This window comes from Micromonospora sp. WMMA1363, assembly GCF_030345795.1.
GTDB lineage: Bacteria > Actinomycetota > Actinomycetes > Mycobacteriales > Micromonosporaceae > Micromonospora.
In genome coordinates this window covers 3961509-3980156 of record NZ_JAUALB010000001.1, presented here as the reverse complement: position 1 = coordinate 3980156, position 18648 = coordinate 3961509, and the positions used below count along the sequence as shown (strand labels likewise).

Sequence of the window (18648 nt, the reverse complement as noted above, 5' to 3'; positions counted from 1 at the left end):
GCAGCGCACCGACGTTCCAGTTGTCGAAGCTCTGCCCAGCACTACCAGCCACCGTCCACGCCTGCACTGGTTTACGCCTACGCTGAGCACAGCGGGTCGCTGAGGGCAGGGCAGGTCACCGGAGGATCCGGGAAGCCGCTGAGACCGTCGGCTGTCGCGTGCGACGGATGGCACCCGTACTATGAGCGCCCATGACCGGGTCCGCTCTGTCGGCGCGGTGGGTTGGTCGGGTCCTCGTGGTGGGTGCCGTAGACGAGGTGGCTCGCGACACGCCGCTCGCCTCTCGACTGCCCGCCGAGACGGGACGCACCACCGTGTTGGCGGTTGGCGACGACCTACTCGACTGGGAACAGTTGGCTACGCCGCTTGCCGCGCACGCATCGGAGGTGGGTCCCTCGGTGCTACTGGTGCCGTCTCCCACCGTGACACCGCCGCCGATTACGTCGGCCTGCCGGCTGGCCGACACGCTTGACGTCGAGGTGGTCGCTCCCGATGGACAACTGCTGCCGTACCAGGACGGCGCCCTGTTCGTGCTCGGCACCGGAGCGTCCTGGTGGGTCATCGCGCCGGGGACGTCGGCATATCCGATCGGGCCTCAGCATCCGACGCCCTGGTGGTCAGAGCATCTGCCGGGCACCGTCACCGGTGGGGTGAACGTTCCGGCTGGCCTGTGGCTGCCCGGTCCGGAACGGCGGGCAACCGCGGTGCCCGACGATCGCATCCTGGCGGTACCGCGCCACGACGCGCTGCTCACAGTGGTGGTCGGCGCGCCGGACCAACCCGCGGTGGGCCGGGACGCGCTGCTTTCCGCCGTGGCTGACCTGCCTGTGCCGGTGCGGGAGCGGTTGCTCGTGGCGGCGTACGGCCCAGCGCAGTTGGAGGCCGCCCGTCTGCTGGCCGGCGCACTCGGCGTCTACGTCTACGCCACCGACGGGCTGCCGGCTTACGGCTCCGGCGGCGAGATCGTGGTCATTGGGGTGGGCCCGGATGGCAGGTCGGGGTCACACCAACTCGTCCGGACGTGGGTTCACCCGCCGAATGGCTACCCTTGCGTGGCGGAGTGGAATGGCCTGGCGGATCTGCCCGAGATGGCACCGGGCGTGGCCAGCTTGACGGAGAGCATTTCGGTTGAGGCAGTGCGGGCGGGACTGTGGGTGCGGGCGGCGGACGTCCCACCTGCCGCACACGTACCGTGCGGCCTGCCGCCAGACCCCGACCATTTCCTGGTCGTGGTCGACCCGCCGGCGGTGCCACCACCCACGCAGCTGTTCGCAGAGGTCCGTCGGCTGCTCGCGCTTCTACCCGAGGAGCACCGCCGAAGCCTGCGGATCGTGGTGCCGAGGGACACCGACGGGCTGGCACAGGAGGCGGCATGCGGAGCGGCCGTGACCCTGACCGGTCAGAACCCGTTACTGCTCGACGCGGAGGGGCGTCTGTCGTCGGTCGCTTCGGCGCAGGCCGCCGGAGCGGCGTCGACCCTTGTGACCACAGCGGAGCTCCAGACACCTCCGGCGCGGCCGGCCCCGGGGTTCCCAGCCGCCACGACGCCGCCCGCTTTGTCCGAGGGCAGGCCGACGGTCACCGCTACCGAGGAGGGCTTGGAGGCGGCGTTGCCGCCGGCACGGATCCGGCCATACCAGCGGAGCACCGCACAGGATCGTCGTCGCCTGCGCGACGCGCTAGGATCGCGCTACGACGTGCATGCGCGCGCTGTGGCACGGCTACTGGCCCACCATCCGGGTCTCCGAGTGCTCGCCGCCGACGACGAGCCGGAAGCGTTGATGACGGATCTGGTCGCAGTACGGGCGTTCCTCCTGGGCGACCGGTCATCCGTTGTGGCAGCACTCCGCTCGACGTCGGAGGTCGGCGACCCGGCCTTCCTCGTGTGCCTGGCTTCCGGCATCCGGCGGTTGCCCTGCCATCAAGGGGTGGTGTATCGATCAGCGTCTACGGATCTCGCCGCGCAGGTGTATCCGGCGGGCCGGTCGTTCCTGGAGCCCACGTTCCTGGAGGCGTCCATCACCAGGGCTCGCCCGAGACCAGACACGACCGACCTGATCATCTGGTCCACTGCCGGCCGGCGGATCGGCGGCATCGCCGACGGGTTACCCGACGATCGAGTGGTGTTCCCGGCTTGGTCCCGCTTCGTGGTCCTCGGCACCAGACCGGCCACGGACGGTGTTCCCGCCCAGGTGCTCCTCCGTGACCTACCCGCCGAAATGAACAGTGTCGGAACACCGACGAACCGGCGCATACGGCAGCGGCTCGACGCGATGACAGCGGCCCGGGACGCGGTGTCCCCACGGGTGGTGACCCACTTCGGCTGGACGGCACGTGGCGACCTGCCGGGCTGCGACGCGGCGGGACGACCGTACCGATCGGAGCAGTCGACACTCGTGTGATGTGACCCGACCAGCGAGGCGGGACGACGACCTGACCGTCGGGTAAGGCCAGCTCCCGCGCGGTGGGCCGCCCCGTCCTGGTCGTCGCCGACGTCCTGTGCGTCACTGCGAACGCTCGACATCACCGGTGCCGGATGGCGGCTACCGGCAAGCCGAAGGATGGAGTGGTGGGTCCGACGCGGGCAGCCGTGAACACTGTGCCATGACTGGTGCCTCGCGGCCGTTCAGCGGATGTGGTTTAATCCGCCGTGGCGACGGTGGGCGCGCTCCCACTCGCCAGTGAGCGCAGTGTCATCTCACCAACCGAGGAGGCATCGACGTGGCCAACAACGCCAACGTGGACACCCAGGCAATGGCCGCGGCCAGCGCCATCTACACCGACCATATCGGCACCCATCGCACCGCTCACGGCAGCATCGGCACGGAAGTGCAGGTCCTGGCCGCGCGGTGGACAGGTGAGGCGTCCACGGTGTTCGTCACGCGCACCATGCGTCAGTGGCTCGACGTGTACCAAAAGGTGATCAGCAGGCTCGAGACCATGAGGCAGTCCCTGGACGACAACTCTGGCCTCTATGTCCGGACCAACGCACAGACCGTGGAAACGGCCGGCAGCCCCCTGTCGGGCCTGCCTGGAATTTGATCGACCAACCTCGATGCTCCTCAGGAGGAGACCATGGCCCAGTACACGATCGACTTCGCCGCCGCCCGAGCCACGGTTGCGCACATGCAGGACGCGCAGCGCAGGATTCAGGAGTCCCTGCGCACTCTTGACGAACACAGCCGCAAGAGCCTCCAGAACTGGGACAGCGACGCCAAGCTTGCCTACGCCCAGTGCAAGCAGGAATGGGATCAGGCCGCTGCGCAGATGCCGGTGCTCCTGGGTCAGGCGACGAGCGCACTCGACGCCATCATGGCCCAATACGCCGGCGCCGAGCGGGCCGGTGCGGGCATGTGGGCACGGTAGAAGTCCGTGTACCACGCCGTCGCGACCAGCCCCTACTGGCGCAGAGGGAACACACCAGAGCCGCCGCCGCAGGACTGGGACCGGGACGACTTCTCGTACGACTCCCGCCGAGTCGTGCCGGTGGTGCGCGCCGAGGACGTGGGCGAGCTTCCCCCTACCTACAAGGGTGAGTCCGCCGAGAGCCCAGTAGCGGTGGACACGCGCGCGCTTCGGCACTTCGCCGACGCGATGGACCAACTCATCGCACCACTCAACGACGCCTGGCAGGACCTCGAACGGTCCGGTGAGCTGGCCGCCGGCAGGTTCCGCAAGGCCGACGAGATCAGTGAGAGGGCGAACGCCATGAGAAGCCAGTACATCGTGAAGCTGAAGAAGTTTCGGGAGGCGTACGTCTCGCTGCGGGAGGGAATGCTCACGCTGGCCGACACCTACGACCGTGTCGAAGCCGACAGCGGCGAAGCCGCGACCAGGGCCAACAGCGTGGTCACCAACTTCAAGTCGAACATGCCGCAGGGCTGAATAGCGGGGCGTTGACACGAGGCGACAACGCCGGCCGATGCCGGAGTAGCGACTCGACAATCGGGAGCGGGACATGGTGAAGGCGAGCGAACTCTCCGGCGACGAGAGTTCGTGGAACTGGAAACAGATCAAGGCGGCTGTCAACGGCGGATCCGAAATCGCCCGCGGTGACGACGGCGCCCGCGAGGAGGCGCGCGGGGTGAGCGATCCGGAGAGCTTTTTCCGGATGGCGCAGAGTTTCGCCCGCGTCCAGGCAACACTGGCCCTGTGCCGCGAGGTCACCCAGGTCCACTCCCGAGCCATCGCGGGCGAGGGCCGTCCATGGCAGGGCCACTCAGCGGATGCTTTCTCCAGCTCCATGGCCTGGACCGTGGGTGTGCTCGACGCGCATGTCGACCAGATCACGGCAGGGGCGACCGAGGATCGGCCGGAGCAGGGGTCGATCGTCGAAAGCCTGGTGGACGCGGGAAACCGACTCGCTTATTCCCGCGCGGTGCTCGACGCCATCGACCACCACTATGCGGCTGAGGCGAGACGGTTGGGTGTCGAGCCCATGGACAACGGACTCATTCCGGTGTCCAAACGCCCCGACATCGTGGCGATGATGGACCGTGATATGCGTGCGGAGTTCGAGCGCCTCAACGAGCAGTATTCGATGACCGTCAACGACATGCGCCCACCTCCTCCGGAGGAGTTGCCAGCCCCCAGGTCTCCGGAACCGCCGTCACCGCCGGAGATCCCCAACCACCCGACAACGCCGGCACCCGAACCGCCAGATCTATCCACCTCGCCAATGGACTGGAATCCGAGTGTCTCCGGCCCGGATCCGTTTCCTGCCACGGAGCTGCGAGGGCTGGCCGACTCTCCAGCGATCGATACCTCCGGGACCGATCTCAGTGCCGGTCTTCGCGGGTTTTCGGTTCCGCCCGCTGATGACCCGAACGGTCCCGATCTTGCGTCGATCGAGGCTCCGCTGTCTTCCTTCACGCACAGCCCTGACATCGGCGGACACCCTGAAACGAGTTTCGCCCCGTCAACGACCCTGGCCGGCGCTGATACCCTCACCGGTCCCAACGCGTTTCCCGGAAGCACCGTTCCGCCGGGATCACCGACCGGCATCGGGCCTTTACCCGGCGGAGGTGGCTCCTCGCACATCACTCCCATGAACCATGGTGCCCCGGTGCCCGTGGGAGTGTCAAGTTAACGGCTGATCTTGGTTGTTGAGGTGGTCAGTTGTTGGCCGGGGTGAGCCGGCCTTCGAAGGCGATCTGGAAGGCGTTCAGTGGTGCTTTCCAGCGCATGGTCCAGCGTCGGCGGCCGGCTCCGGTCGGGTCGAGGCTCATCAAGGCCATGTAGACGCACTTGAGTGCGGCCTGCTCGTTCGGGAAGTGGCCACGAGCTCGCACGGCCCTGCGGATACGGGCGTTGACGGACTCGATCGCGTTCGTGGAGCAGATGACCTTGCGGATCTCCACGTCGAAGGCGAGGAACGGCACGAACTCCGCCCACGCGTTCTCCCACAGCTTCACGATCGCCGGATACTTACGGCCCCACGCCTCGGCGAACTCGAGGAACCGCTCGGTGGCGGCGTCCTCGGTCGCCGCGGTGTAGACCGGCCGCAGCGCTTTGGCGATCTTGTCCCAGTCCTGCCGGGCGGCGTAGCGGAACGAGTTGCGCAGCAGGTGCACCACACACGTCTGCACGATCGTGCGCGGCCACACCGTCTCCACCGTCTCCGGCAGTCCCTTGAGCCCGTCACAGACCAGCATCAGCACGTCGGCCACGCCGCGGTTCTTCAACTCGGTGAGCACGTGCAGCCAGTACTTGGCGCCCTCGCCGCCGTCACCGGCCCAGATACCGAGGATGTCGCGGTGGCCGTCGACGGTGACCGCCATCGCGAGGTAGATCGGCCGGTTCGCGACCTGACCGTCCCTGATCTTGACGTTGATGGCGTCGATGAACACGACCGGGTAGACCCGGTCCAGGGGCCGGTTCTGCCACTCGGCCATGCCGTCCATGACCTTGTCGGTGATCGTGGAGATGGTCTGCTTCGACACCTCAGCGCCGTAGACCTCAGCCAGGTGCGCGGCGATCTCGCCGTGGGTCAGGCCCTTGGCCGACAGCGACAGGACCATGTCGTCGACGCCGGTCAGACGCCGCTGCCGCTTACGCACGATCTGCGGCTCGAACGTCCCGGCGGCGTCGCGTGGGACCCGCACCTCGACCGGCCCGACGTCGGTGAGCACCGTCTTGGTCCGGCTGCCGTTACGGGTGTTCCCGCTACCCCGACCCGCCGGGTCGTGCTTGTCGTAGCCGACGTGGTCGGTGATCTCCCCATCCAACGCCGACTCGAGGACCCGCTTCGTCAGCTGCTGCAGCAGCCCACCCTCGCCGGTCAGCTTCAACCCGTCACCACGAGCCCGATCGACCAGCATCGCGATCAACTGCTCATCCGTGACCGCACCCACCGGCTCCACGGCCGGCTGTCCCACGGTGGTCTCGGTCGTCATCTGGCGTCTCTCCCTTGATCGGTCGATCAGCCGTTATTTGTACAGTCCCGTCCTATGGTGGTGGCCAGTACGGGCGAGCGGTGGACGAGTTTCGGCTGCGGTTCGCCCGGGACAAGCGTGGCGAGCGGGCAGCGCAGACGCTCAGCCATCTCAGCTTCAAGCTGCACGACACATTCCGTCAGCTACGTGATGACAGTCCCAATCGGGACAGCCTGCCCAAGGACCTCGAAGTGCAGGGCATGTTGATCAACAAGCGGCTGGTCTTCGCCACCAACTTCGACGCCACCGTCGACCTGCTTGACAACCTGCAACTGCCGGACGGGCCTGGCGCCCCCCTGCAACGACTGCTTGGCATCGGGCAGAGTGACGCGCGTCGACGGGAGAATCTGGGGTCGCAAGTCGCCGACGAGTACGCCGGACGCATGCGGCGCAGCCAGACGAAACTCGAGGCAGCTTTCGCCGGCGTCCGTGACAGTGACACGGCCGAGGCGATGCGCGCCAGCGGTGAGATCCAGACCGTGGACGCCGCGCCGGGCAGCGCCGATGTCCGACAGAGGCTGAAAGAACTGCTTACCAATCCTGCCCACGCAAACACAACCATCATGCTGCGGCATGGGGCCAGCGGTGACCGCTCGATGCACGCCGAACAGAAACTGTTGCTGGCTGTGCACAGCGCCGGGCTGAGCGCTCAGGACATTACCGGCACTCACCTGATCATGGGTAAGTACCGTCCCTGTCTCGGTTGCTGGGCCGCCCTGAACCACTACGCGAAAAGTGGCTTTCCGGTCAACTTCAACAACAACTACGGCAACTACTACGGCGAGTCGATCCGCACACTGGTCAAATACCTTCCACACACCATCGCCAATCCCGACCCGGAATCGGACGGGTGCGGCTCTGGTGAGGTGCGGCGACACGCTGTGTGGCCTGGGGATGTGTTACTGGTTGTGATGGTGAAAGGGATCCTCCCGCTATGTTCGTCGGTTGCGAGACACGAACATCAGCAAAGAGGGAGCCCGGTGCAAGAGTACGCATCCGAGACGGCGGACGATGCTTTCGCCGGCTCATCCGTGCGGTTCGGCGCGATGGTGGACTTCCTGTCCGGTGAGCATGCGGCGGGGATGACTCACGCCGAACTGGAGGAGCGGCTGCATACCGATGGCATGCGGTTGCTGTGTCAGTTGTTGCAGGACAGTCTGGATCTTCGTGCCAGTCGGGAGGAACGGCTCGACGAGGTGACCGACGCCGATAGCCATCTGCGGGGGTGGGCCGAGCGGGGGCGGCAGCGGACGCTGGCCACCCGGTTCGGTGAGGTGGTGGTGACGCGTATCGCCTACCGGGCGCGGGCGCGGGCCGATCTGAACCCGGCGGACGCGGTGTTGAACCTGCCCGTGGAGAAGCACTCGCATGGACTGCGCCGGTTGGCCGCGGCCGAGGCGGCCCGCGGCTCGTTCACCGACGCGGCGGCCGCGATTGAGCGGGCCACCACGGTGCGTATCGGGAAACGGCAGGTCGAGGCGTTGGCCGCCGCAGCGGCGATAGATGTGGATGCCTTCTACACCGCCCACGCCCCGGACTGGTCGGCCGATGATGATGTGCTGGCGTTGTCCTTCGACGCCAAAGGGGTGGTGATGCGCCCCGACGGGCTCCGCGCGGGCACCGCCAAGGCCGCGGTCAGCCAGAAACTGGCCGGCCGCCGGTCCAAGGGCGAGAAACGCAACCGCAAGCGGATGTGCGAGGTCGCCGCGGTCTTCGACGTGACCGGCAAGCCGCGCACCATCGCCGACATCCTGCCCGAGGACCCCGAAGCGGCCCAAACTGCTACCCCGGCGCCGGTCACCTCCGGCAAGTGGCTGCACGCCAGCGTGACCGACGACGCCGCGGCGGTGATCGCCGCCGGGTTCGCCGAGGCCGACCGCCGCGACCCCGACCACGCTCGGACCTGGATCGCCCTGGTCGACGGCAACACCCACCAGATCGACCGGATCCACGCCGAGGCCAAAACCCGCAAGATCACCTTGCCGGTTGTTGTGGACTTCATCCACGTCATCGAGTACCTCTGGAAGGCCACCTGGTGTTTCCACCCGGAGGGCGACCCGAACGCCGAACGGTGGGTCCGCGCCCAGGCCCGGCAGGTGTTGGCCGGACGGGCCGGCATAGTCGCCGCAGCCATCCGACGCAAGGCCACCTACCACGGCCTGGACCCCGGCAAACGCAAACCCGCCGATGTCGCCGCCGCCTACCTGCTGGCCAAAAAACCGTACCTGGACTACCCGACCGCGCTGGCCAACGGGTGGCCGATCGCCACCGGGGTGATCGAAGGCGCCTGCCGCCACCTGGTCAAAGATCGTATGGACGTCACCGGCGCTCGCTGGGGCCTCGACGGCGCCGAAGCAATCCTCAAACTCCGCACCCTGATCAGCAACGGCGACTTCGACCAGTACTGGACCTGGCACCTGGCCCAGGAACAACAACGCATCCACAACAGCCGCTACCTCGGCGGTGCCATCCCACAATAGACGATCACCTCAGAGGAGCCGCACCCGAATCGGACCGCGGGGTGGACAACTACCTGGCCGCTGTCATCCGCGACGCGGCCGGCCGGAAGATGAGCGTGTCCGCGCTGTCCCGCCACGCGCCACCCCCAGACGCGAAGGACGACAACGGTCTCGAGGCGGTCATCCCGGCGCGCGATGCCCTCATCCGGGGATACGTCACCGCCTCGGACTCCGAGACCGAGTACGTCGACCAGGGGTACGCGACCGTCAAGCGGACCCTCGATATCAAGCCCGGTGACACTACAGGCACCCTCGGCGAAGGGGCGGACAAGCGCGACGGGGTGCTCGGATCTGCCCGAATCGGTGCCGTCGCCGGCAGAAGCCTGGCGGATAGCGACATCGCGGCCCACCTGGCCACCACCCTCGCCGAGGTCCTTCCTCCCGACCTGCGGCCAGGGGTCAACCAGCGGGTGGCTGAACTCGTACGGCGATTCGGTGCTGACAGAGCGGTGCGGCGGCTGGTGGTCGGCGAGACCGTCGACGCCACGATCCACGATCAACCGGTGAGGCTTCGGCTCAGGCTGAACCCCACCGACGCCCGGCCAGTTACCCTCGACGAGGGTGCTCCGGTCACGAGTAGCGCGCCCGAGGCCTCCGCTGGGGTCAGCGACACCACGACGGCCGAGGTCACACAGTCGAACATGTCGCTGGCTTCCTCGTTGGGCACGGTCGTCAGCTCGCTGGCTGCTGCGCCGGTGCGCGTCGAGGCGATCGTGCGGTCGGTCGAGGAAACGGTGCTACAGCACGGCACCGAACATTCGACCAAAAGCACCCGCAGTGTCGACGACACCAATGCCAGGTGGTTCAGCGTCACCGCTGAGCTGGCCGCACACGTCCTTTCGGCTGGCAGCGATCCTGACGGGACGCCCGACACAGCGCACTCGGCTTCCGTCGCCGACGTCCTTTGCCTCGCCTACCCGGAATCCGCAGCGGTCACGGCCGAACCGGTGCGGGTGACCGCGTCCCGCGTCGAGGCCGCTACCTTCGCGGTCGCCGAGGCCATCACCGGGCTGGCGACGATGCGGGAGAACGCGCGCGCACTGTCGACAGCGAGTGGCCTGGGTTTGCCGTTGGTAGGAGCGCCCGGCTTCGACGGTTGGCGGGCATGCGGCGGTGGCGGATCTGCGGGTTGACCTGGGGCGATGGGCGTGGGGAGGCTTCGGGGCCGTTTGCCCACGGCTCCGGATCCTGTTTTCCCAGCTCAGCGGCTATTCGGCGGTCTTGAGGCTGCTCATCTTTGGCGGGAGCGGGACACCGCAGTCGGTGAAGAGTTTGGTCTGGGTGTCGGTGAGCCGGGTGGTCTGCTGGAGGCTGCCGGCCGGGCCGGAGAGGGTGACCTGGTGGATCCGGCCGAGTTCGGCGGCGATCTTGGGCCAGGACTGCTGGGTGCGGCGCTCAGCGACGCGGATCAGTAGCAAGGCGAGCCAGCACAGCAGCACGTGAGCACGTATCCGCTCGTCGAGGCGGTGGTAGACCGGCCGCAGGTCGAGGGTGGATTTCAGGGTGCGGAAGGCGCGTTCGGCTTCGAGGAGGTTCTTGTAGCCGAGCGCGATGTCCTCGGCGGACAGGTCGGGGTCGCTGGTGGCGAGGAGGTACTTGCCGTCCAGGCGGGCCTCGGCGGCGACCTTGGCGGTGTCGATGGACAGCCGTCCGGTGGTGGGGTGCTGCTTGAGCCAGCGGCCGAGGGCAGGGTGGTCGCGCAGCGCGCACTCGGCCTTGCGGTGCGGGGCGTCCGAGGGGGCCGTGGGGCGCTTGCCGGTCTTGGCGGCCTTGGCCTTCGCCTTGGTCGCGTCGGCTTCCCGGGCGGTCTTGATGCGCGTCAACTCCTCGCGGATCGCGGTGAGTTGGTCTTCGCGTCGGGCGGCATCGCGTTCGGCCTCGGTGGGGTTGTGGCAGATGATGAAGCGTCTGCCCTCGTCGCCGTCGAGGCGGACCTCTTTGACGCGCAGGTTGTCGCGTACTTCCTGGTAGCGGCCCTGGCGGGCCAGGGCCTGGTCGGCGCGGTGGGAGCCTTCGCGCATCTTGATGCCGGTGATGTAGTGGCCGCCGGCCCGGCGCAGGTAGGACTGGTTGGCCTCGGAGGAGAATCCGGTGTCGCAGACGGTGACCACCCGGCCGAGCCGCCAGTCGCGCAGGCCGTCCTTGACCTCGGTGATCACGGTCTGGTCGTTGGTGCCGCCGGGCCAGGTCCAGCAGCGCACGGGGATGCCCTCGCGGGTGACGGCCAGTCCGATGACGATCTGGGGCAGGTCCTTGCGGTGGTCCTTGGAGTGCCCGTACTGGCGCAGGCTGGAGCTCTCGCCGTCCGGGTCGTCCGCAGTGTCGCGTTCGAAGTAGGTGGAGGTGGTGTCGAAGAAGACCAGGTCGACTTCGAGGTTGAGCAGGTGTGCGGCGGAGAAGAACACCGCTTCCTGCACGGCGGCGTGGACATCGGCGGCGACGAGCAGGTCCATGGCGCGGTAGGCGTGCTGCTCGGCCAGTGCGTCCAGGCCGGGGATGACCTGGTCGCGGGTGGCCCACTCGGCGGCGGCGAGCTTGGAGGCGGGGGCGATGGCCCGGTTGGCGACCAGCGCGAAGATCGTGCGCTCGACGTCGGTGCGGAACTTGCGCCCGTCGATGCGGGAGGCCAGGGCGGTGTCGATGCCCAACAGTTTCCACAGCCCGTCGAGCAGCCAGCTCGCCCCGAGCGGCCGGGAGAACTCCACCGTCAGCGGCCCGGCCTCCTCGGCGCCCAGCGACGCGGCGACCTCGTCCTCCTCGCCGAGGTAGCGGTTGATGGAGGCGACCAGGCGGCGCAACCCGTCGACGTCCAGACGGTCCTCGCGGCCGAAGTTGACCAGCACCTCGGCCTGCGTGGTGCCGCCGACCCGTCGGTTGTGGGCGAGTTGGAGGTATCGCACCACCGACCCGTCCTTGTTCCGCCGTTGGATCTTCCGCAAGTACATGCCCGCATCATCAGACAACAAGCCTGGCCAGAACAAGACCCACGGCAAATCCGTTTGCCCACGCCTCTGGACAGTCTCCGATGGGTGCCAGCCCTCTCACCTGCACGGATCCGCCGCCGATCCGCCCCGCATGCCCACCAACTGTCGAACTCGGGGAGCGGTCGATGGCCTTATCACCGATCTGGTGGCCAACGGCAGGGGTCAGCAGCTACTGAACGGCCCGGTGATAGGTGACCCTGTGACCTTTCTGGTGGACGGTCGGAACCACCACGTCGCGCTGACGCTCACCGCGCACTTCGATCAGGTGCAGCGGGTCGACAGTGGTGCTGCCGACGTCGTGCACGAGTCGGAAACCACCGACAAGCTTTCCGGCGGTCAGGTGAGCACCTCCAGCATGGAGGCAGGGCTGGCGGTCACGCCGCTGCCGACGGTGGCCGAGGTCGCTACAGGCAGTGTCTTGGCCCTGCCCAGAATCGCCGTCACCGCTGGTGCGAGTAGGGGACTGACCACAGCCGGCACGATCGAGGCAACCCACCGGTCCAAGCTGACGCATACCGGTGACACCGTCCTGTACCGGCTCTCCGGCCGGTACGACATCGCTGTTGACACCACGCTGTCGGATCGAACGCACTCACTTCGCAGCAACGACGCTGCCGTCTACGTTCGCGTACCGGCGGGTGAGGCAACCCGTTTCGAGGAGAGCCTGTCCTCGGAGGGAAGCCGGACGTCGACCGCTGATGGGCGATCGGAACTGGCACCGCCCGCGCCGTCGTCGGTCGACGACGTGACCGGCGACATTCCCACCGGGCTGCTGGCTGCAGAGCATGTGTCCTGGTCAGGCGCCACCGTCGCTGAGCTGGCCGTCGAGCTGCTCGACCACTTCCGGTACTCCGCCCTGCCGCCGGCCGAGGTGGCGACCGCGCGGGCGCGGGTCGCTGATCGGCTCGCGACCATGCGCTTGATGGGCGACTTCCACACCCTGCTCGGGGCAGGAGTCACCATGCCGGTTACGGTGGGTGGGCGGCACTACGACGTGACGGCCTCCGCGACACTGGGTCGCCGAGTCAGGCAGACCGAACTACCCGCGGTCAAGCTGGAAACCACGACGGAGACGACCGGCACGATTGAGGCCAAGGACAAACAGGGCGGAACCATCGCGGTGAACGTCGACCCCTACGTCCGATTTCCGCTGCTCAGCAGGATCACCGGCGCGAACGTCGGTCTCGGTCTCGGCCTCGGCGGTGGCTGGAACCGAGCCCACACGTCGACGGCCGCGTCGGGTGGTGTCAGCAAACACACCATCAAGTACAGTGGCGCCGCTCTCGTCCGCGAACACGAGGCGGAGTTCCACGTCAGGCTCACCGAGCGCCGTGCCCCCCGCCCGCCGGTGCTGGACGCGTTGGGCCTAAACCGTCGTTCGGCACCCGTCACCCACAAGGGCACCACCACGGGCACTGTTCGTCTCACCGTTCCAGCCTCGGTCGCCGCTCGGGAGACGGACGCCGGCGCCCCGTCCCTCGACCCGACCGAGGCCGACCTTGCGGCCCGGCTCGGAAACGCGCAGCCGGTGTCCCTGAGCCCAGGGACCGCTGGGGTGATCCGACTGCGCGGCGTCGACGACATCAACACGGCGATCGTCAACGCACTCACCGGCGTCGGCATCACCGATGCTCCGCGGCTCACCCCCGTCGCCCTGTCCGCTCAGTTCGATCGGCTCGTCAACGACGGGCTGGTGCTGCCCGGTCCGTCAACCGCGCATTCGTTCTTCCACCAGCGCTCGACCGTGACCGTCACCGCCGAGGTCTATCGGCCTCGCCTGCTCGGCATCGAGGAGTCGGTGACCTCCGAGCAGCAGAACTCCGGGAAAGCCTCCGTGGCGTCAGCGACCGGGACCGGTTTCGGCTGGGGCGTGCGCGGCACCCTCGGCGTATTTCTGGGAAGCGCCCAGGCAAGCTACACCAGGGGACGTGAGGACACCAGCGCGGCCACCATGGCCGCCAAGCGGACGACTGGTGTCGCCGACTCCAGCGCCCACCACCACTACCGGGGCGACATGGTGTACGAGGTGACTGCGCACTCGTGGACCAGCAGGATCGGCCGCCCGGCGGAGCACGCCAGCGCCACGGTTCGTCTACTCGTGCCCGACGGCACCGAGTTTCTCGCCGCCCACCGTAACGCCACCGCCAGCGGCCTCCCCGTAGGCGACGGGCAGGATCCTCTCCAGCGGGGAGGAGACTCGCGCCGCCTACCCCCGTACCTCGCGGACAATTCGTCGCTGGGCCCGGCCGTGGTGGACGCGGTGGCCGGCCTGGATCAGCTCGCCGCACGGCTTACCCACGTCCTGGACGAGGTGGCCCCACACGTGTCGCGACATGTCGCGGATCCCGCTGCGCCGGGAATCGGACCAGCCATGCGCGCACTGTTGTCCCCGGCGACCGCCTCGGCGGTTATGCCGGACGTGCTGTCCGGTGGCGTGAGCACCATGGTCACCCGTCCCATCTGGAAGGGACAGGAGACCTTCCAGATTCGGGTCAGTGGGCGCCTGAACACGACCGACGCCCGGCATGTCGGAACCGAGGAGAAGGTCGCACTCCGCCACATTGCCCAGGGAGATGACAAGGACGCCAAAACCACGACGATTACCCGAGGGTGGGGTGCATCCATCGGAATCGTCTACAACCTCCGCGAGGGCGGCCACGACCTGACGGCTGCCCGCACCAACACCACGGGTGGCCGACCCGGCATCGCCGCCAGCCTGGGCGGACATCGGCGTACCGCTGCCACCGACACGCATTCGTGGAAGGTCAAGGACACCGCGAAGCTCGACTCCCAGGTCGAGCGGTTCACCGTCCCCGTCCAGTACACCATCGAGGTGTTCCGGCATCGGCAGTACGCAAACCTGTTGGACAAGGCCGGACTACGCACCAGCACCGACCGGGATCCTGATCGGCGGCGCGTACGGGCGGACGATGGGGTGACGGGCAGCGTCGACCTGCTGATTCCGACCGAAAGCACCGAAAGTATGGAGGGCGTGGGTGGTCCGGGTCCTGGTCGCACCGATACGACCGTTGGTCCTGTCAGCTTTGTGCCGCCACCACCCCGAACCGGCAAGATCGACCTCAGCATGTCGGAGGTGGTGGTCGAGGCGATGCCTCGCGGCCCCACGCCCGACCATCTCCGCGAGTTGCTGGACAGAGCCACCAATGCGCTCGGTGCGGCCTCCCGGAATGCCGGTGCTCGCGTGGCCGGCGACGCCACCCACGGCGGGGAGAAGCTCGACCAGTTCCTCAGCGAAGCGATGCGAGTAGGACACCTGCGACGGCTCCTGGACGCCACATACGACACCACGGTGGTCCACGACGGGCCGATCACCACAAAGGTCTTCCGGCTGCGGCTGGGGCTACAAGTGGTCGCTCCGGAGTACCTGGGCAGTCACACCGTGACGCGGGAGCGGGAGGTGACAGTCGGCGCCGAACACGGGGAAACTGGCCAAGAAAGCACGACTGGCGGCCTCGGTCTGGGGGCGGTCGGGCAGATGCCGATAACCGAGGATGCCCGTCCGTACGCTGGGCTCAACTGGAGTAGGAACGCCGCGAATGGTTCCGGCCCCGGACACACTCGTGGAACCGAGCAGCCCACCACCACGAAACACGACGGCCTCTACTACCGCTATCGGGCTGACGCCGTGTATCACGCGCAGGCGCAGCTCGACCGGAGCAACGTGTTCGTCGAACGCTCCGGCGTTCCGATCCATCGAGAGATCACCGTTGGGAGCGGGCTCTACTTCTCCGTTTCCGTCGCCGACGCCGAGCGGCTGAGCCTACCGCTGCCGTCAGCGTCATCGGAGTCGGAGCCAGCACCTCAGGACGAGGGAGCGACCGCTGGAGCGTATTCGTCCGACACCAGCTCCGGCTACGTGGGCGGCCAGGTCCTCACCCTGACGAATCTGATCAGGTACGTACGGCTGATCGGGATGCCGCTCATCGTGTGCCTACTGCTGGTGAGATACCAGCCATCAGTGCCAGCACCCGCGGGCCTACCGCCCACACCACCCGACCCCGCAGAGCCGGAGCCGGCATTCTGGGGTCAGGGCCCGACTGCCGGCACCTACTCACCCCACACCTCCGAAGAACCAGTGCCGATGCTCGCAGGCATGCCACCCTCATCATTCACCTCACCAAGCTCCCCCTGGGGCGAGGCGTCGCCACGATCACCGTCACGACCGAATCGCGAGGCTCCACCGCCGACGTGGTTCGATGCCGGCGCTGACCTGGAACATCCACACACCCGTCCGGTTGCGCTACCACCGCCACCGGGGCCGTGAACCAGCTCCGATCCTGGCGCGATGCGGCACCCGCAGGGTCGATTGTCGCGTTCCGACATGGACGACCGACGCCCGACGAGCGCCAACAGACCAATCCGAATCACCTACGCATAGAAACTGTGACATCCGTGGCCATCGGAGGAGACGATCGGTGAGTGCTGAGAAGCGGGCACACGACCTGATGTTGTGGTTCGCCGGCCGGCTGCCTGACGACGTCGTGACGCAGTGCCGGTGGTGGCTGGCAGAGGGCCGGGAGGAACTGGCGGTGACAGTGGCCGCACGTGAGATCCGTGCGCTGGGCCTGCCGTTGTCACCGGCGCAAGCCGCCGCGCTCACCGCTGCCCACCGTGAAATCGCCGACGACCATCCGCGTGCCGTCGACGAGCCGGAACCACCGTACCGCTTCACCCGGGCACCCGCCGAGACCGATTCGGTCGCGGCGGACACCGCCCGCACGCTACCGGGTTTCCGCGCGCTGTGGGCGGTGTGGCGCATACCGGAACTGGACCTGCCGTGGGCTCCGGCCCGTCGGGTCTACCTGATGGAGATCGCCGACGACGACGCCGCGCCGCGAACGGCGGCCCGGATGCAGCGAACCCTGCTCGACGCGGGCGAGGTCAGTGCGCAGGTGGAGGTGTTCGGACCAGAGGCCGCGCTGCCGCCCTACCAGACCGTGGCTCTGGTCGACGCCACCGAGATCGCCGCGCCGACTCCCGCGACGCCGCCGCGACTGGCGGCGGTCTTCGACTTCCCGCAGGACGCCGTCCCGTTCGCCGCCGACCATCCCCGGATCGAGTCCGCCGGGCAGCGTCAGCGCATCCTCGACTACCTGGACTCCGGCCATCCTCTGCTCACCGTGCACGACGCGGAACCCGACGTGGTCGAACCGCAGCGCGGCGAGGTGGTAACGGTTGACCTGCGCACCGACGGGAGCTGGATCTGGTCCGACGCGTCCGCCTACTACCTGCGGGAACACCACCTCGCCCCGGACCGCGCGCTGCTCGAGCACATCAGGCGGCACAGTGGCCCTCAGCCCGAGCTGAGTCGGCTGTCGTGGCATCGGGCGGTGGCGGCGTTACGTGGGCCGGAGCCCGACACGACACGCGACTCGACGGACGACAGCGACTCGACGGACCACAACGACCCGCACGAACAGGCGTGCCCGCCCGACCGGCCGGGCACCCGGTGACCCACGCCTCTCGACGGACCACGGCGGTACGACCCCCACCGCCCGCGGTGGCCCTCGCCCTCGCCCTCACACTCGCCCTCTGCCCGGCCGGAACCGCGGCGGCGGACCCCCTCGGCGACGGCCTGCCGCCGCTGAGCCAGCAGTCCGGCGGATGCGTACCGGCCTCCGACGCCCGCGTTCCCGACGTGCCCTGGGCGCAGCGCCGCCTGTCGCCGGAACGGGTCTGGCCGTTGACCCGCGGCGCGGGCCAGGTGGTGGCCGTCATCGACTCCGGTGTGGCGCAAGCGCCCCAACTCACCGGCGGGCGGCTCGACCAGGTGGAGATCGTCGGCGGCCGGGGTGGCGTGGACGACTGCCCCGGGCACGGCACGTTCGTCGCCGGTCTGATCGCGGCCCGGCCGGCGAGGGACACCGGCTTCAGCGGAGTCGCCCCGGCTAGTACGATCCTGCCGATCCGGCAGACGCGAGACGGACGTGACGGCACCGCCGACGGTCTGGCCAGGGCCATCCGAGTGGCCACCGACCGTGGGGCGGACATCATCAACGTCTCCTCGGCGTCACTGTTTCCCGACGACACGCTGCGCCGAGCCGTCGAGTACGCCACGAGCAAGGACGTGCTGATCGTGGCCGCGGTCGCCAACGAGCGGGGCAACGGCAACGCCCGTCCGTACCCCGCCGCGTACCCGCAGGTTCTCGCGGTCGGGGCGATCGGTCCCGACGGTGCCGCCGCCGACTTCTCCGGCGCCGGGGAGTTCGTCGACCTGGTGGCCCCGGGGAGCAGCATCGTCAGCGTCGGACCGCGCGGTGGCGGCCACCTGACCGCCACCGGCACCAGCTACGCCGCACCACTGGTCGCCGGCACTGCCGCGCTCGTGCGGGCCTACCACCCTCGGCTGACCGCGGCTCAGGTCAGGCAACGGCTGCAGGTGACCGCCGACCCGCCGGGCAGCTCGGTGCCCGACCCCCGACTCGGGTGGGGGGTCGTGAACCCGTACGCGGCGGTGACGTCCATCCTGCCGGACGGGGTCGGTGCCACGCCGCCCACCGCACCGCCGGTCACCGTCGCGGCACCGACCTGGCCGAGTGGCAGCGTCTCGGGCCGCCGCGCGGCGCTCATCGTCGCGGTGGCCGCGACCATGCTGGTGGTCGCCGTGTTGGTGGCCCGGGCGGTGGTGCCGCGCGGGCGGCGGCGTCGCTGGCGGCCGGCCGGATGGACGGACCGGTGACGACGCGTACG

The 18648-nt window shown here is 68.5% G+C and carries 11 protein-coding genes and 2 pseudogenes; 11 read left to right on the top strand and 2 right to left on the bottom strand.

Annotated elements, in window-relative coordinates; genetic code table 11:
• The first annotated feature begins 191 nt into the window (after positions 1-191).
• The 5 genes from QTQ03_RS18495 to QTQ03_RS18475 all read left to right on the top strand — a co-directional run bounded on the left by QTQ03_RS18495 (position 192) and on the right by QTQ03_RS18475 (position 5089).
• Positions 192-2402 (top strand): hypothetical protein, encoded by a 2211-nt coding sequence (locus QTQ03_RS18495; RefSeq protein ID WP_289279137.1) that lies wholly within the window; start codon positions 192-194, stop codon positions 2400-2402.
• A gap of 319 nt (positions 2403-2721) precedes the next feature.
• Positions 2722-3042, top strand: coding sequence for a WXG100 family type VII secretion target (locus QTQ03_RS18490; RefSeq protein ID WP_289279136.1), 321 nt, complete (start codon positions 2722-2724; stop codon positions 3040-3042).
• A gap of 33 nt (positions 3043-3075) precedes the next feature.
• Complete coding sequence (locus QTQ03_RS18485) at positions 3076-3366, top strand: WXG100 family type VII secretion target (protein ID WP_289279135.1); 291 nt, start codon at positions 3076-3078, stop codon at positions 3364-3366.
• Positions 3367-3372: 6 nt separating this feature from the next.
• Complete coding sequence (locus QTQ03_RS18480) at positions 3373-3885, top strand: BAR domain-containing protein (RefSeq protein ID WP_289279134.1); 513 nt, start codon at positions 3373-3375, stop codon at positions 3883-3885.
• A gap of 73 nt (positions 3886-3958) precedes the next feature.
• A complete protein-coding gene (locus QTQ03_RS18475) occupies positions 3959-5089 on the top strand; it encodes a hypothetical protein (protein WP_289279133.1) in 1131 nt (376 codons plus the stop codon).
• Positions 5090-5114: 25 nt separating this feature from the next.
• Here the strand turns inward: QTQ03_RS18475 and QTQ03_RS18470 are convergent, their stop codons facing one another.
• On the bottom strand, positions 5115-6320 hold the full coding sequence (locus QTQ03_RS18470; protein WP_289280611.1) for an IS256 family transposase: 1206 nt from the start codon (positions 6318-6320) through the stop codon (positions 5115-5117).
• A gap of 29 nt (positions 6321-6349) precedes the next feature.
• Between QTQ03_RS18470 and QTQ03_RS30710 the strand changes: the two are divergent.
• From QTQ03_RS30710 to QTQ03_RS18460, 3 genes and pseudogenes are all read left to right on the top strand, one after another.
• Positions 6350-7267 (top strand): annotated as a pseudogene (locus QTQ03_RS30710) (hypothetical protein); the annotation flags it as partial.
• 213 nt (positions 7268-7480) lie between these two features.
• Entirely contained in the window at positions 7481-8914 is a 1434-nt protein-coding gene (locus QTQ03_RS18465) for an ISKra4 family transposase (protein ID WP_289280660.1), read from the top strand.
• A gap of 41 nt (positions 8915-8955) precedes the next feature.
• Positions 8956-10086 (top strand): hypothetical protein, encoded by a 1131-nt coding sequence (locus tag QTQ03_RS18460; RefSeq protein WP_353890599.1) that lies wholly within the window; start codon positions 8956-8958, stop codon positions 10084-10086.
• Between the two features lie 75 nt (positions 10087-10161).
• On the opposite strand, the gene QTQ03_RS18455 is transcribed toward QTQ03_RS18460, so the two are convergent.
• Positions 10162-11898, bottom strand: coding sequence for an IS1634 family transposase (locus tag QTQ03_RS18455; protein ID WP_289276459.1), 1737 nt, complete (start codon positions 11896-11898; stop codon positions 10162-10164).
• A 157-nt stretch (positions 11899-12055) separates the two neighbouring features.
• On the opposite strand from QTQ03_RS18455, the pseudogene QTQ03_RS18450 reads away from it, so the two are divergent.
• The 3 genes and pseudogenes from QTQ03_RS18450 to mycP all read left to right on the top strand — a co-directional run.
• Positions 12056-16087, top strand: a pseudogene (locus tag QTQ03_RS18450) (hypothetical protein); the annotation flags it as partial.
• Between the two features lie 286 nt (positions 16088-16373).
• Positions 16374-17411: a hypothetical protein gene (locus QTQ03_RS18445; RefSeq protein WP_289279132.1), complete on the top strand. Its 1038-nt coding sequence runs from the start codon at positions 16374-16376 to the stop codon at positions 17409-17411.
• A gap of 47 nt (positions 17412-17458) precedes the next feature.
• Positions 17459-18637 carry a type VII secretion-associated serine protease mycosin gene (gene mycP / locus QTQ03_RS18440; protein ID WP_353890637.1) on the top strand — a complete coding sequence of 393 codons (1179 nt, stop codon included), beginning with the start codon at positions 17459-17461 and terminating at the stop codon, positions 18635-18637.
• Positions 18638-18648: the final 11 nt, after the last annotated feature.